Annotated in this window: 14 protein-coding genes; 11 read left to right on the forward strand and 3 right to left on the reverse strand. The window is 70.6% G+C overall.

What is annotated here, in order from left to right; genetic code table 11:
- Positions 1-123 precede the first annotated feature (123 nt).
- The 7 genes from ftsZ (at position 124) to AAEP86_RS10970 (ending at position 5,484) form a co-directional block, all read left to right on the forward strand.
- On the forward strand, positions 124-1,290 hold the full coding sequence (ftsZ, locus tag AAEP86_RS10940; RefSeq protein WP_420367364.1) for a cell division protein FtsZ: 1,167 nt from the start codon (positions 124-126) through the stop codon (positions 1,288-1,290).
- 7 nt (positions 1,291-1,297) lie between these two features.
- Positions 1,298-2,023 (forward strand): YggS family pyridoxal phosphate-dependent enzyme, encoded by a 726-nt coding sequence (locus tag AAEP86_RS10945; RefSeq protein WP_420367365.1) that lies wholly within the window; start codon positions 1,298-1,300, stop codon positions 2,021-2,023.
- Positions 2,024-2,066: 43 nt separating this feature from the next.
- Positions 2,067-2,645, forward strand: coding sequence for a cell division protein SepF (locus AAEP86_RS10950; RefSeq protein WP_420367366.1), 579 nt, complete (start codon positions 2,067-2,069; stop codon positions 2,643-2,645).
- 71 nt (positions 2,646-2,716) lie between these two features.
- Complete coding sequence (locus AAEP86_RS10955) at positions 2,717-3,004, forward strand: YggT family protein (RefSeq protein ID WP_420367367.1); 288 nt, start codon at positions 2,717-2,719, stop codon at positions 3,002-3,004.
- Between the two features lie 184 nt (positions 3,005-3,188).
- Positions 3,189-3,875, forward strand: coding sequence for a DivIVA domain-containing protein (locus AAEP86_RS10960; RefSeq protein WP_420367368.1), 687 nt, complete (start codon positions 3,189-3,191; stop codon positions 3,873-3,875).
- A 2-nt stretch (positions 3,876-3,877) separates the two neighbouring features.
- On the forward strand, positions 3,878-4,564 hold the full coding sequence (lspA, locus tag AAEP86_RS10965; protein ID WP_420367369.1) for a signal peptidase II: 687 nt from the start codon (positions 3,878-3,880) through the stop codon (positions 4,562-4,564).
- Positions 4,561-5,484, forward strand: coding sequence for an RluA family pseudouridine synthase (locus AAEP86_RS10970; RefSeq protein WP_420367370.1), 924 nt, complete (start codon positions 4,561-4,563; stop codon positions 5,482-5,484). Before lspA ends, AAEP86_RS10970 begins: the two co-directional genes overlap by 4 nt.
- Before the next feature lie 143 nt (positions 5,485-5,627).
- Here AAEP86_RS10970 and AAEP86_RS10975 read toward each other — a convergent pair whose 3' ends face one another.
- Complete coding sequence (locus AAEP86_RS10975) at positions 5,628-7,058, reverse strand: MDR family MFS transporter (protein ID WP_420367371.1); 1,431 nt, start codon at positions 7,056-7,058, stop codon at positions 5,628-5,630.
- Positions 7,059-7,116: 58 nt separating this feature from the next.
- Between AAEP86_RS10975 and AAEP86_RS10980 the strand changes: the two genes are divergently transcribed.
- The 4 genes from AAEP86_RS10980 to AAEP86_RS10995 all read left to right on the forward strand — a co-directional run bounded on the left by AAEP86_RS10980 (position 7,117) and on the right by AAEP86_RS10995 (position 12,460).
- Positions 7,117-7,695, forward strand: a complete 579-nt coding sequence (locus AAEP86_RS10980) for a TetR/AcrR family transcriptional regulator (protein WP_420367372.1) — start codon at positions 7,117-7,119, stop codon at positions 7,693-7,695.
- Between the two features lie 148 nt (positions 7,696-7,843).
- Positions 7,844-11,326, forward strand: coding sequence for a DNA polymerase III subunit alpha (gene dnaE, locus AAEP86_RS10985; protein WP_420370475.1), 3,483 nt, complete (start codon positions 7,844-7,846; stop codon positions 11,324-11,326).
- A gap of 10 nt (positions 11,327-11,336) precedes the next feature.
- Positions 11,337-11,687 carry a DUF2200 domain-containing protein gene (locus tag AAEP86_RS10990; protein WP_420367373.1) on the forward strand — a complete coding sequence of 117 codons (351 nt, stop codon included), beginning with the start codon at positions 11,337-11,339 and terminating at the stop codon, positions 11,685-11,687.
- Positions 11,684-12,460: a hypothetical protein gene (locus AAEP86_RS10995; RefSeq protein WP_420367374.1), complete on the forward strand. Its 777-nt coding sequence runs from the start codon at positions 11,684-11,686 to the stop codon at positions 12,458-12,460. Before AAEP86_RS10990 ends, AAEP86_RS10995 begins: the two co-directional genes overlap by 4 nt.
- A 95-nt stretch (positions 12,461-12,555) precedes the next feature.
- On the opposite strand, the gene AAEP86_RS11000 is transcribed toward AAEP86_RS10995, so the two are convergent.
- A complete protein-coding gene (locus tag AAEP86_RS11000) occupies positions 12,556-14,010 on the reverse strand; it encodes a glycosyltransferase family 2 protein (protein ID WP_420367375.1) in 1,455 nt (484 codons plus the stop codon).
- A complete protein-coding gene (locus AAEP86_RS11005) occupies positions 14,007-15,377 on the reverse strand; it encodes a glycosyltransferase family 4 protein (protein WP_420367376.1) in 1,371 nt (456 codons plus the stop codon). Before AAEP86_RS11005 ends, AAEP86_RS11000 begins: the two co-directional genes overlap by 4 nt.
- Positions 15,378-15,521: the final 144 nt, after the last annotated feature.

Consider the following 15,521-nt stretch of genomic DNA (forward strand, 5'->3'; position numbering starts at 1 on the left):
CGCGGCGTGGCGGGGCGACAGTGCGCGGACGGCACCCGTAGCGTCGGTGCGAGCACCACATCTACCAGCATTGCCCCTGAACTTCAAGTAGAGGTTGAGGGTTCGACCGGAGGCCCGACTGACGTGACCACGAACCACAACTACCTCGCCGTCATCAAGGTCGTCGGTGTCGGCGGCGGCGGCGTGAACGCCGTGAACCGCATGATCGAACTCGGCCTCCGCGGCGTCGAGTTCATCGCCATCAACACCGACGCACAGGCCCTGCTGCTGAGCGACGCCGACGTCAAGCTCGACGTCGGTCGCGAGATCACCCGTGGTCTCGGCGCCGGCGCGGACCCCGAGGTCGGCCGTCGCGCCGCCGAGGACCACGCGGAGGAGATCGAGGAAGCCCTCGCCGGCGCCGACATGGTCTTCGTCACCGCGGGTGAGGGCGGCGGGACCGGTACGGGTGGTGCTCCCGTCGTCGCCCGCATCGCGAAGTCGATCGGTGCGCTCACCATCGGTGTGGTCACGAAGCCGTTCAGCTTCGAGGGCAAGCGCCGTCAGTCCCAGGCCGAGAACGGCGTCGCCGGGCTCAAGGACGAGGTCGACACGCTCATCGTCGTGCCGAACGACCGCCTGCTCGAGATCAGCGACCGCGGCATCTCCATGGTCGAGGCGTTCGCGACCGCCGACCAGGTGCTGCTCGCCGGCGTCCAGGGCATCACGGACCTCATCACGACCCCCGGGCTCATCAACCTCGACTTCGCCGACGTCAAGTCGGTCATGCAGGGTGCCGGTTCCGCGCTCATGGGCATCGGGTCCTCGCGGGGCGCCGACCGTGCGATCAAGGCGGCGGAACTGGCCGTCGCGTCGCCGCTGCTCGAGGCCTCGATCGACGGTGCGCACGGCGTGCTGCTGTCGATCCAGGGTGGATCGAACCTCGGCATCTTCGAGATCAACGACGCCGCGCGACTGGTGCAGGAAGCCGTGCACCCCGAGGCGAACATCATCTTCGGTGCGGTCATCGACGACACGCTCGGTGACGAGGTCCGCGTGACCGTCATCGCCGCGGGCTTCGACGGTGGCGAGCCGCAGCAGCAGCAGAAGGAACGTCGCTCGAGCTACGTCGACCCCGACGCCGGCGCGACCGTCCCGGTGGCGAGTGCCGGCACCGGCGCGATCGAGGACTCCTCCTCGTCCGCCCCGTCGTGGGCCTCGCAGGAGCACGCCGCCCCGGCGCAGCGCGCCGCGGACCCGGCCTTCGACGACGACGACGACGAGCTCGACGTCCCCGACTTCCTGAAGTAACAGCTCGTTGCCATCCGATCCGCGCCTCCCGTCCGCCTCGTCACCCGACGACGGACCGGAGGCGCGTCTCGCGTCCGTCCGGTCCGGCATCGCCGACGCGGCGCGGGCCGCGGGGCGGTCGGCCGACGACCTGACGCTGGTCGTCGTGACGAAGTACCACCCGGCATCGCTGGTGCGGGAGCTGTCCGCGCTCGGCGTCACGGACGTGGGGGAGAACCGCCACCAGGAGGCGCAGGCGAAGGCCGCGGAGCTCGCGGACCTGCCGCTGACGTGGCACTTCGTCGGACAGCTGCAGTCGAAGAAGGCCCGGCAGGTCCGCCGGTACGCGCACGTCGTCCAGTCGCTCGACCGCGACTCCGTGGTCGACGCCTTCGCTCCGACGGAGGCCGAGCCCGAGCCGCCGGTCGTCGACGGCTTCGTGCAGGTCAACCTCACCGACGACCCCGGTCGCGGCGGTGTGCAACCCGACGCGGTCGAGGCCATGGTCGCCCGCGTGCTCGCCACGGGCACGATCCGGCTGCGCGGGGTGATGGCCGTCGCGCCCCTCGACGAGGAGCCCCGTGCGGCCTTCGCGCGGCTCCGGTCGATCTCCGAGCGTGTGGTGTCCCTCGCGCCGGACGCCACGGACATCTCCGCGGGGATGAGCGGCGACTACGCCGAGGCCGTCGCGGAGGGCGCGACACACCTCCGGATGGGGACCGCAATCACGGGAAACCGGCCGGTCGCGCCCTAGCCTCGTCCCAAGGGCACCCACGAGCACGAACCCCGGAGGAACCATGGCCAACCCGCTGAAGAAGACGATGGTCTACCTCGGCCTCGCCGACGAGGAACTCGAGTACGAGGACGAGCAGCCGCAGGAACCCGCGCGCCAGCAGCAGTCCCGTCAGCAGGCCGCGCCGGCGCAGGCCCCCGCAGCCGCCCCCGCCGTGCAGGAGGCCCCCGCGGCCGCACCGGCACCGGTCGCGGCGGCCACTCCGGAGCCCAAGACGCACAACCACCAGCGCGGCGCCCAGGTCACCCCGCTCCGCCGTTCGCAGACGGCCCCACAGAAGGCAGCACCGGTCCAGGAAATGAACGAGATCCTCACCGTCCACCCGCGCGAGTACAAGGACGCACAGTCCATCGCCGAGAGCTTCCGCGACGGCATCCCCGTCATCATCAACCTCTCGCAGATGACCGAGGCGGACGCGCGTCGCATGATCGACTTCGCCTCCGGACTGTCGCTCGGGCTCTACGGCAAGATCGAGCGCGTGACCAACAAGGTCTTCCTGCTCTCCCCGGCCCACGTCGCAGTGAGCGGCGAGGCGCCTGAGGTAGAGTCCGACATCGAGGCGAACTTCTTCGCCCAGTCCTGAGTCCCTCAGGCCCACCCGCCCCGTGAGCGTCGTCACGTGACGACGCACACCCGAGCCGAGCGAGCCCCATCGTGTCCGCGATCTTCACGATCCTGTACTTCCTCCTCCTGCTCTACTTCTTCACGATGTGGGGGCGGTTCGCGCTCGACATCGTGCAGGCGTACAACCGGTCCTGGCGGCCGCGCGGGGGACTCCTCGTGGTCTCCGAGGTCGTGTACACCGTGACCGATCCGCCGATCCGCACCGTCCGCAGGGCGCTCCCGCCGCTGCGCATGGGACCGGTGGCGCTCGACTTCGGGTGGACGATCGTCATGCTCGTGGTGATCATCGCGATGACGATCGCCCGCGCACTCATCTAGTCCGGACAGGCCGCGACACGCGCCACGCGCAGGTCATGGTCACGGTTCCGGGCCGCCGTCGGTGTACGGTGGTCGGGATCGATGCTCGCTCCGGCACAGCATCCGCACCGCAGGGCGCGACTGGTACATTCGGTCGCACCCGTAGCGGTTCCACACGTTCAGCAGTTCTATTGAGGTGACGGCAATGGCTTTGACGCCGGAAGACGTAGTCAACAAGCGGTTCCAGCCGACGAAGTTCCGCGAGGGCTACGACCAGGACGAGGTCGACGACTTCCTCGACGAGGTCGTCGTCGAGCTCCGCCGCCTGACGGCCGAGAACGACGAGCTCCGCCAGCGGCTGCAGGCGGTCGAGACCGCTCCGCAGCAGGCCCCCGCGGCCGAGCAGCCGGCCCCGACCCCCGAGCCCGAGCCGGAGCCCGCCCCCGTGGCCGCCGCGCCGGAGCCCGCTCCGGTCGCCGCCGCCGCCCCGACCTCCACGGTCCCGGCCGACGAGGACACCGAGGGCACGACCAACCTCCTCACGCTCGCCCGCCGTCTCCACGAGGAGCACGTCCGCGAGGGCATCGAGAAGCGCGACGCACTCATCGCCGAGGGCACCGCGCAGGCCGCTCGCCTGGTCTCCGAGGCCGAGGCCAAGCAGCGCCAGATCATCGCCGACACCGAGAACACCAACCGTCAGCGTGTCGCCGTGCTCGAGCAGGAGCAGCGTCAGCTCGAGGGCAAGATCGACGAGCTCCGCACCTTCGAGCGCGACTACCGTGCGCAGCTCAAGAGCTACATCCAGGGGCAGCTCTCCGAGCTGGACGGGTCGGGCACCGAGCAGTCCGGGCTCACCCCGGCGCCGGCATCGGCGCAGGGCTTCGGCAACTGACGTTGTCGCGACCCGCATCACGAGCGAAGGTCAGTGCACGCGCTATCGCGGCACTGGCCTTCGCCGCTGTCATCGTGGTGGCGCTCGACCAGGGCGTGAAGGCCCTCGTCGTCGCGAACCTGCCCTACGGCACCGTCGTCCCCGTGCTCGGCGGCGCACTGCAGCTGCTGTACGTGCGGAACCCCGGTGCTGCGTTCTCCTTCGCGGTGAACATGACGTGGGTGTTCTCGATCGTGTCCACCGCCGTCGTCGTCGCGATCATCGTCTTCGCGCGGCGCATCCGCTCGATGTGGTGGGCGCTCGTGCTCGGCATGCTGCTGGGCGGCGCGCTCGGCAACCTGCTCGACCGACTCTTCCGTGAGCCCGGCTTCGGTCGCGGCCACGTCGTGGACTTCATCTCGACGCCCTGGATGATGCCCGCGATCTACAACATCGCCGACTCGTTCATCTGCGTCAGCATGGTGATCTTCGTGCTGCTCGTCGTCTTCGGCGTCAACCTCGACGGTTCCCGGGCGCTGTCCGCCAAGCAGCAGCGTGCCGCCGACGCGGCCGCCGCGCAGCGCTCGGATGCTCCCGACGCGTCCGGCACCGGACCGGTGGACCCCGGCACGCGGCACGCGATGGGCGCCGCCGAGGACCCCCGTGCACCGCGTGACGGGCGTGACGCCCTCGGGCACGACGCGACGTGAGCGAGCAGCGCAGTCTGCCCGTGCCGGACGGGCTCGCCGGCGAGCGTGTCGACGCGGCGATCGCCAAGCTCCTCGGGTTCAGCCGGTCCTTCGCGGCCGACGTGGTCGCCGCCGGCGGTGTGCGTGTCGACGGGGCCGTCGTCGACAAGTCCGACCGCCTGCACGCCGACTCCTGGCTCGAGGTCGAGTGGACGCCGAAGGAAGCGCCCCGCATCGTCCCCGTCGAGGTCCCCGGCATGACGGTGGTCCACGACGACGAGGACATCGTCGTGGTCGACAAGCCGATCGGCGTCGCCGCCCACCCCTCGCCCGGGTGGGACGGCCCCACCGTCCCCGGAGGACTCGCCGCCGCCGGCTTCACGATCGCGACGTCCGGCGCAGCGGAGCGGGCGGGCATCGTGCACCGACTCGACGTCGGCACGTCCGGCCTCATGGTGGTCGCGAAGACCGAGCTCGCCTACACGCACCTCAAGCGCGCGTTCAAGGAGCGCACGGTCGACAAGGTCTACCACGCGCTCGCGCAGGGGCACCCCGACCCCACCTCCGGCACCATCGACGCCCCGATCGGACGGCACCCGTCGAGCGACTGGAAGTTCGCGGTCACCGCGGACGGCAAACCGAGCGTCACGCACTACGAGACCCTCGAGGCCTTCCGTTCGGCGACGCTGCTCGAGGTGCACCTCGAGACCGGTCGCACCCACCAGATCCGGGTGCACATGGCGGCGACGCGGCACCCCCTCGTCGGCGACACGATGTACGGGGCGGACCCGGTGCTCGCAGAGGAGCTCGGGCTGACGCGCCAGTGGCTCGACGCCGTGCGGCTCGGGTTCGAGCACCCGCGGACCGGCGAGTGGGTGGAGTTCCAGGCCTCGTACCCGGACGACCTGCAGCGCTCGCTGGAGCGCATCCGCGCCGCCTAGTCGCCGTTCCCCGAGACGGCCGGGAGGCGCGGGGCGGCGCCGCCCCGCGCCTCCCGACCGTCGCCGGACGCGTCCACCGCGGCCCGCGAGCGGGAACGGTCGGGTCACCCCCCACGACCCGACCGTTCCCGCTCACGGCGTGCTCACCGAGCCGCGGCCCCGACCGGTTCCGGAGCCGGTGCCGCCGGCGTGCCGCTGTCTCGCTGGCGGCCGGGCAGCAGGAACGCCATCCCGGTCGCGAACGCCGTCACGCCGATCGCCCACCAGAACGCCTGCTGGAAGGCCGCCGCGGGGGCCACCGTGCCTCCGGCACCACCGCCGTGCGCGGCCCCGGCGAGGACGACCGCGAGGACCGCCGTGCCGAACGCACCACCGAGCTGCTGCGCGAGGCGCGTGATGGTGCTGGCGTGCGGCATCTCCGACCGGTCGAGGCCGACGAAGCCGACCGCCATGACCGGGATCATCACGGCGCCGAGTCCGAAGCCGCGCACCACGAGGACCGCGCCGACCCACCAGGCGTTCGTGTCACCGTCGGCGAAGGCGAACGGGACCGTGGCGACGAGGACGATCGCGAAGCCGACGACCGCGACCGTCCGTGCGCCGATGCGGTCGGTCAGTCGTCCCGCGAGGGTGCGCGAGAGGAGCGTGCCCACGCCCTGGGGGATGAGCAGCAGACCGGCGCCGAGCGCGTCGACGCCGCGGAGTTCCTGGAAGGACAGGGGGAGGAGGAGCATGCCGCCGTAGAGCGCCGCCCCCATCAGGAACATGAGCGTCGACGCGGCGGCGAGGGGCCGGTGCCGGAGCAGGACGAGGTCGACGAGGGCAGCAGGGCCGCGACGGGTCGCCCGGAGGACGAAGGCGACGAGGAGGAGCACGCCGAGCGCGAGCGGTACCCAGGCGTCGGGACGCGCGAAGCCGTCCGTGCGACCGGCGTTGCTCAGGCCGAACAGCAGCCCGACGACGGCGGGGGAGAGCAGCAGCAGACCGACGACGTCGAGTCGCGCGGACCCCACCGGTCCGTCGGCGGGGATCCACCGCCACGCGAGGACGAGCCCCACGACGGCGAACGGCACGTTCACCCAGAACAGCCACGGCCAGCTGCCCGCTCCGAGGATCAGGCCGCCGATCACCGGCCCGAGGATCGGGCCGAGGGCGGTCGGCAAGGATGCGATCGACATGAGCCTGCCGACGTCGCGTCCACCGGCCGCCTGCATGAGCAGCGTGGTGAGCAGCGGCAGCATCGCGCCGGCGCCGACGCCCTGGACGACCCGGAACGCGATGAGCGCCGAGACGTCCCAGGCGAGCGAGCACAGGACGCTGCCGAGCAGGAAGACCACCAGTGCGGCCGTCCAGAGCCGTCGGCCGCCGACGCGGACCTGCAGCCAGCCGACGAGCGGCACGGTGACGCCCATCGCGAGGAGGTAGCCCGTGCTCACCCACTGGATGGTGTCCACACTGGCGTGCAGGTCGTGGCCGAGGGTGTGCAGTGCGACGCTGACGATCGTCGAGTCGAACAGCGGGGCCATCGCACCCACCACCAGGGCGACCGCGAGTCTGACGAGGTTCTTGTCCATAGATACGCTCCCGTTTCTTGTTTCGCGTCACGCTAGTTCGACGCGCTAAGATACGCAAGTGGATCTTGCGAAGACGAGGCGTCGTGGGGCCGAGCTCGAGTCGGCGCTGCTCGACGCGGCCTGGCAGGAGCTCGAGCGCGTCGGGTACGCCGCCCTCACCTACGAGGCTGTGGCGCTCCGAGCCGAGACGTCCAAGCCCGTGCTGTACCGCCGGTGGCCCACCAAGGTCGACCTCGTCCTCGCTGCGATGCAGCACGCCGGACTCTTCGAGCGCCGCCCGCTGCCGGACACCGGCACGCTGCGCGAGGACGTCCTGACCGCCCTGCGGGACTTCAACGTCGCCCGGTCCGGCTTCATCACGGTGATCAACGTCTACATGGCGAGCATCAACGCCGACACCGGCCTCACCCCGGCCCAGCTGCGGACGCGGCTGCTCGGCGACCGGGCGGACGTCTGGCGGGTGCTCCTGGAGCGTGCAGCGGCGCGCGGCGAGATCCCCGCACGCGACTGGCCGTCGGGGCTCGCGTCGCTGCCTGCGGACCTCATGCGGCACGACCTCGTGATGACGCTGCAGCGTGTGCCCGACACGCGGCTCCTCGAGATCGTCGACGACATCTGGTTGCCGCTCGTGCGCTGAGGACCGGCGCCCTCGGGGGTCGGCGCGACGTGGTTTCGTCGCCGGTCGCGGTTAGGCTGTTCACGCCCCGCAGCAGCTCCTTCGAACCGGAGGTTCCGTGTCGGATACCGACTCCTTCGTCCACCTGCACGTGCACAGCGAGTACTCGATGCTCGACGGTGCCGCCAGGCTCTCCGACCTCGTGGCGGAGACCGCCGCCCAGGGCATGCCCGCCGTGGCGGTGACCGACCACGGCAACATGTTCGGCGCGTTCGAGTTCTGGAAGGCGGCGAAGGCCGGCGGCGTCAAGCCGATCATCGGGACCGAGGCGTACATCACGCCACGCACCCACCGCTCCGACAAGACCCGTGTCCGTTGGGGTGACGGCGGCGGTGACGACGTGTCCGGTGCCGGCTCGTACACGCACATGACGATGTTCGCCGAGAACACGACCGGCATGCACAACCTGTTCCGTCTGTCGTCGAAGGCCTCGCTCGAGGGCTACTACTTCAAGCCCCGCATGGACATCGAGCTCCTGCAGGAGTACCACGAGGGCATCATCGCGACGACGGGCTGCCCGTCCGGCGAGATCCAGACGCGCCTGCGCCTCGGGCAGTACGACGAAGCGCGGCAGGCCGCGGCGGACTACCGCGACATCTTCGGCAAGGAGAACTACTTCGCCGAGGTCATGGACCACGGGCTCGAGATCGAGCGCCGGATCATGAGCGACCTCATCCGCCTGGCGAAGGACCTCGACATCCCGCTCGTCGGCACGAACGACCTGCACTACACGCACTCCCACGACGCCAAGTCGCACGCCGCGCTGCTCTGCGTGCAGTCCGGCTCGACCCTCAACGACCCGAACCGCTTCAAGTTCGACGCCGACGAGTTCTACCTGAAGACGCCCGCGCAGATGCGGCACGTCTTCCGCGACAACCCCGAGGCCTGCGACAACACGCTGCTCATCGCCGAACGGTGCGACGTCGAGTTCGACACCGCGGCGAACTACATGCCGAAGTTCCCCGTCCCCGAGGGCGAGACCGAGCACTCCTGGTTCGAGAAGGAGGTCGCGAAGGGGCTCGAGTACCGGTACCCGGGCGGCATCTCGCGCGAGGTGCAGGAGCGCGCCGACTACGAGGTCGGCATCATCAACCAGATGGGCTTCCCGGGGTACTTCCTCGTGGTCGCCGACTTCATCAACTGGTCGAAGAACAACGGCATCCGCGTGGGCCCCGGCCGTGGTTCCGGCGCCGGCTCGATGGTCGCCTACGCCATGCGCATCACCGACCTCGACCCGATCCGGCACGGTCTGATCTTCGAGCGGTTCCTCAACCCGGACCGCGTCTCGATGCCCGACTTCGACGTCGACTTCGACGACCGGCGCCGCGGTGAGGCGATCAAGTACGTCACCGAGAAGTACGGGTCCGAACGCGTGGCGCAGATCGTCACGTACGGCACCATCAAGGCGAAGCAGGCGCTGAAGGACTCGTCCCGTGTGCTCGGCTTCCCGTTCGGCATGGGCGAGAAGCTCACCAAGGCGATGCCGCCGCCCGTGATGGGCAAGGACATCCCGCTCACCGGGATCTTCGACAAGGACCACCCCCGCTACAAGGAGGCCGTCGACGTCCGGACCGTCGTCGAGACCGACCCCGAGGCGAAGACGGTGTTCGACACGGCGCTCGGCCTCGAGGGGCTGAAGCGCCAGTGGGGCGTGCACGCGGCCGGCGTCATCATGTCGAGCGACCCGCTGATCGACATCATCCCGATCATGAAGCGGGAGCAGGACGGCCAGATCGTCACGCAGTTCGACTACCCGGCAGCGGAGTCGCTCGGCCTGATCAAGATGGACTTCCTGGGGCTCCGGAACCTCACGATCATCAGTGACGCCCTCGACAACATCAAGACCAACCGAGGGATCGACCTCGACCTCGAGACGATGGGCCTCGAGGACCCGGAGGCCTACGCCCTCCTGCAGCGCGGTGACACCCTCGGCGTCTTCCAGCTCGACGGCGGCCCGATGCGCGGCCTGCTGCGCCTGATGAAGCCGGACAACTTCGAGGACATCTCCGCGCTCATCGCCCTGTACCGTCCGGGGCCGATGGGTGCGAACTCGCACACGAACTACGCGCTCCGCAAGAACGGCGAGCAGGCGATCACGCCGATCCACCCGGAGCTCGAGGAGCCCCTGCAGGACATCATCGGCACGACCTACGGCCTGATCATCTACCAGGAGCAGGTCATGGCCATCGCGCAGAAGGTCGCCGGGTTCTCCCTCGGCCAGGCGGACATCCTCCGCCGTGCGATGGGCAAGAAAAAGAAGTCCGAGCTGGACAAGCAGTACGCGGGCTTCGAGAAGGGCATGCAGGACAACGGCTACTCGGCCGCTGCGATCAAGACCCTCTGGGACATCCTGCTGCCGTTCTCCGACTACGCGTTCAACAAGGCCCACTCGGCCGCCTACGGCGTGGTCTCCTTCTGGACCGCCTACCTGAAGGCGCACTACCCGGCCGAGTACATGGCGGCGCTGCTCACGTCGGTGGGCGACGCCCGCGACAAGCTCGCGCTGTACCTGAACGAGTGCCGTCGCATGGGCATCAAGGTGATGCCGCCGGACGTGAACGAGTCGATCGGCTTCTTCGCGGCCGTCGGTGACGACATCCGCTTCGGCATGGGCGCGATCCGCAACGTCGGGTTCAACGTCGTCGACGACATCGTCAAGGCCCGCACCGAGAAGGGCGCGTTCGAGTCGTTCCACGACTTCCTGCGGAAGATCCCGATCTCGTCGACGAACAAGCGCACGGTCGAGTCGCTCATCAAGGCCGGAGCCTTCGACGAGTTCGGCGACTCCCGTCGGGCGCTCGTCGAGATCCACGAGGGTGCCGTCGAGGGCGCGGTGAAGGTGAAGCGCGACGAGGCCAACGGCAACGTCGGGTTCGACTTCGACTCGCTCTTCGCCGAGGTGGCCGAGGAGTCCCCGGCGGCGGCCGCGGTCTCGCAGGTCCCGGACCGGCCCGAGTGGTCCAAGCGTGACAAGCTGGCGTTCGAGCGCGACATGCTCGGGCTCTACGTGTCGGACCACCCGCTGGCCGGTCTCGAGATCGAGCTCGCGAAGCACCAGTCGATCACCATCGCCGACCTGATCGGCGCCGACGACTCGGTGGAGGGCGAGACGGTGACGGTCGCCGGCCTGCTGACGAGCGTGCAGCACCGCGTGGCGAAGACGAGCGGCAATCCCTACGGCATCGTCCAGATCGAGGACTTCGGCGGCGAGATCGGCGTCATGTTCCTCGGCAAGACGTACCAGGAGTTCGGTCCGTCGCTGGTGGCGGACTCGATCGTGGTCCTGCGTGGTCGCGTGAACGTCCGCGACGACGGCAAGGCGTTGCACGCGGTGAGCATGTTCCAGCCGAACGTCGGCGACGCGATGGGCTCCGGACCGCTGACCCTCAGCGTGCCCGAGCGGCAGGCGACGACGACGACGGTCACCGAGCTGGCCGCGGTGCTCAGCCGCCACCAGGGCGAGACCGAGGTCCGGCTGAAGCTGCTGAAGGACGACGTCGCGCGCACGTTCGAGCTGCCGTTCCCGGTGAACCTGACGCCGGACCTGTTCGGTGAGCTGAAGAGCCTGCTCGGGCCGCGCTGCCTGGTGTAGGAGCGCACCCGTGGCCGGTCACCGGATCTTCGCGACGCCCGTCGCTGCGGTCTACCCGCACTACCTCGCGAAGGTGGAGCGGAAGGGGCACACGAAGGAGGAACTCGACACCGTGATCACGTGGCTGACCGGCTTCGACGGTCAGGAGCTCGCTCGGCACCTGGCCGAGGGGACCACCTTCGCGGACTTCTTCGCGGCAGCGCACTGCAACCCGGCTGCCGAGCGCATCACCGGGGTGATCTGCGGGGTCCGGATCGAGGAGCTCGAGGACCCGCTCATGCGGCAGATCCGCTGGCTCGACAAGCTCGTCGACGAGGTCGCGAAGGGGCGTCCGATGGAGAAGGTCCTGCGCAGCGCGTGAGCCGACCCGGTCCCGAGGTGCTCCGTGCCTTCGCCGTGGACGGCGAGCCGCTCGGACGGCTGACCGGTGGCCGCGGACTGACGTGGCGCGCCGGCGACGTCGTCCTGCGCCCCCACGACGGCGCCGCCGAGACCGACTGGCGATCGGGTGTGCTCGCGACGCTCGGACACACCAGCGGGTTCCGCACGCCACGTCCGGTCGCCACGCGCGCCGGAGGCTGGCGTGCCGACGGCTGGGAAGCGTGGGAGTGGCTGCCCGGAGCCGCCGACGAGACGCGCGTCGAGGACGTCGTCCGCACCGGCGCGGCCTTCCACCGCGCCGTCGCACACCTCGAGCGACCGGCCTTCCTCGACGCGGCCGACGACGCCTGGAGCCGCGCTGACCGCATCGCCTGGGGCGAGGCACCGCTGCCGCGCGACCCGACGCTCGAGCGCCTCGGCGCCGCCTTCCGCGCCGTGTCGTCGCCGTCGCAGCTCGTCCACGGCGACCTGCTCGGGAACGTGCTGTTCGCGGCGGGACGGACGCCCGCCGTCATCGACTGGGCGCCTTACTGGCGGCCCGCCGGTCTCGGTGCGGCCATCGCCGCGGTCGACGCGGTCTGCTGGCACGGTGTGCCGCTCGACCGTCTCGACGCACTCGGTGACGGTGCAGCCGAGTGGTCGCAACTCCTGGTGCGGGCGCTCACGTTCCGCATCGCGACGCTGCACCTGCTGGGCGCGTGGGACGCGGGAACGGCGGACCGGCACCGTCCGGTGGTCGACGCACTGGTCTGAACCGGCCGGTCGACGGCCTGGAGGCGCGTGGCGGCGCCGTCACGCGCCTCCAGGCCGTCCGTGGGTGCCGTCGAGGTCCGCGCGACGAGCGCGCGTCAGGCGCCGCGACCGGTGATCGCGCGGATCCGTGCGACGATCCTCGGGTTGCGTGCGCCGAAGGTGAGCGCGGTGAGGCGTCGGACGGAGACCGTGGCGCGGTGCACGAGCAGGCCCGTCGCCTCGGCGATGTCCGAGACGGAGTGCCAGCGCGCCCGCAGGGCGGCCGGGTCGATCTCCGTGCCCGCGGCCATGCGGACGAGCCGGACCAGGTCGGCGCCGTCGTGCCACGAGGTGCTCTGGTTCTCGAAGCGCCGCAGGATGCGGTCGATCGCGGAGGCGCGGTGGTTCGCGACCGCGTGCGACCACCGGACGTCGTGCGACACCGGGTCGACGAGGATCCACCGGGGAGCGTTGGCGTTCAGGGCGGACAGTTGCGCGAACGTCGTCAGCGCGCCGAGGGCGACCGCGACGTCGAAGATCTGCCGCGGACGACCACCGACGGCGATCGCGGCACCCGGGAACGCCTGGCGCGCCGCCCGGATCTGCGACTTCGCCACGATGACCGTGACGACGAGGTCCTCGGGAGCGGCGGCCAGCGTGCTCCGGATCCTGGCGACGACCTCGGCCGTCAGGTCGGCCGGCACGTGCAGCGCGACCCGCACGACGTCGTCGTCGGGCAGGAACGCGTCGGCGAACACGTCGACGGCGTCCCGGTACCGGGCGAGGAAGAGCGCGATGGCGCCGCCGTAGAACGGGTAGCGCTCGAGCAGGATGCGCTCGTGCTCCAGGCGGAGGGACGGACCCCGGTCACCGCTGAAGCTCGTCGAGCCCGTGTGCAGGACCAGTGCGCGGTTCGCGAGCACGGAGGTGAAGCCGTGCTCGTTGATGCGGAGGCAGAAGTCGTTCTCCTCGCCGTACCCGGGGGAGAAGACCTCGTCGAAGAGTCCGAACCGGTCCACCATCTCGCGGCGGATGAGGAAGCAGAAGCCCATCGCGACGGGGGAGACGGTGTACCGGGGCAGCAGGTACTTCGTCCGGCCGTGCAGCTCGCGGGTCCGGCGCGGCGCGAGCGTGGCGCGGGGGTTGCGGCGGGCGTACGGGAAGGACGCGATGGTGGCGTTGTCGCTCCGCGCGCAGACGACGCCGATCGCGTCGTCCGAGGCGAGCACCGCCGTCATCTCGTCGAGGAAGCCCGGCATCGGCACGGTGTCGCTGTTGAGCAGCAGGACGTCGTTCCCGGTGTCGTCGAGCTCGAGCACGGCGCGGTTACAGTTGCCCACGAAGCCGAGGTTCCGCGGGTTGCGCGTGTACGCGAAGCCGGGGTGGTCTCCGACGAGTTCGAGCACGCGGGCCTCGATCGCGTCGACACGGGGCCCGACGTCGTTCGCCAGCAGGACGCGGTCGACCGAGAAGTCGACCGTCTCGAGCAGCGCCTCGATGCAGCGTTCCAGCCCGGGGAGGTCGTCGTAGATCGGGACGACGATCGTGACGGGGCGGCGGTCGCGGGTCACCGACGAGCCAGCTTCCTGACCACGACCCCGGGACGGGCGAGCAGCCGACCGACGGCGCCGGAGCGCGACCGGACGCGGTTCGCCAGGAGTCCGACCGCGGCGCGGGCGCTCGTCGCGCCGAGGGAGGCGTAGGCACCGGGTAGTTCGAACCAGTACCGGGCCGCCTGGGGGAGCCGGTAGCCCTCGGTGCCGACCAGCGCGGTCAGTCGCGCGATCGCGGCCGCGTTGTCGTGACCGGCACCGGTGACGGCGGCGAGCCGACCCGGGGCGGCCGCACCGTGCCTCCTGGCCGTGTCCGGGTCCGCCGCGTACCCGGCGAGTGCGTCCGCGAGGGCCCGCACGTCGTCGGCGTCCACCAGCGCTCCGGTGACACCGGGTTCGACCAGCTCGGCGCTGCCGCCCTGCCGGGTGGCGACGACGGCCTTGCCGAGGGTCATGTACTCGGCGGTGGTGCGACCGAACGCCTCGATCGTGGACGGCGTGATGCAGACGTCGGCCGCCGCGATGTACGGAGCGGGGACGGACTGTTCGCCCGTGAAGACGACGTGGTCGGCGACGCCGAGCGCGCGCGCCTGGTCCGTCAGCCGCTGGTCCTCACCCGGGTGCTTCCAGCTGCCGACGAAGCAGACGCTCGCGGTGACGCCGCGCTCGCGCAGGGCACCGAGGGCGTCGACCACGCGGTGCTGGCCCTTCGACTCCTCGACGCGACCGAGCACGGTGATGCGGAGCCCGGGGTCCGCCTGCGGGAACGGCGGGACGACCGGAGCGTCGTCCCTCGTCGCGAGGAGGCGCTCGGTGTCCACCGTCGGGTAGGCGACGGAGAGCTTGTCGGCGGGGATGTACCTGGCGAGGTGCGCCCGCATCGCCTCGGAGTTCGTGACGACCGCGCCGGCCATGAGGCCGATGTCGCCGAGCACCCCGGCACGTCCGGTCTGGAACTGCAGGCCGTGGTCGAGGTCGCCGTACTCCCGCACGAACCACGCCTGGGGGATGCCGAGCACCGCAGCGGCGAAGGAGGCCCACGGGGCGACGAGCGTGTTCGTGACCACGAGGTCCGGTCGGTCGCGTTCGTAGCGACGGATGATCGCGTTCACCGCGGCGTAGTCGACGGTGGCGAAGGCGGCGCGTTCCGCTGCGGGTGCCGGCTGCGGACTCGGGAGTGCCCAGCCGCGGAACCGGAAGGCGTCGTAGGCCCACCCGCGCTCGTCGAGGGCCTCGATGAACTTGCCGCGGGGCGCCTTCGTGACGAAGGTCGGGGTCATGGACGGGTCCTGTGCCTGCCAGTCCTCCACGAAACGCAGGAGTGACCGCTCAGCCCCACCGAGGTTCACCGGTGCGGTGGAGTGGTTGGCGAAACTGACGAGCACCGTGTCAGCCTACAAAGGTTTGGGCGAGTCTTCGTCATATCGACGCACTCCGGGGGCTGGTGTCACCGCTCCCGGCGTGCATCCTGCAACGTGTGTGCGAGAATGCCTCGTCCCCGATTCCCTGTGAGGAGCGCCCTGTGGCGC

It is taken from the genome of Curtobacterium sp. L1-20 (genome assembly GCF_048755855.1).
Lineage (GTDB): Bacteria > Actinomycetota > Actinomycetes > Actinomycetales > Microbacteriaceae > Curtobacterium.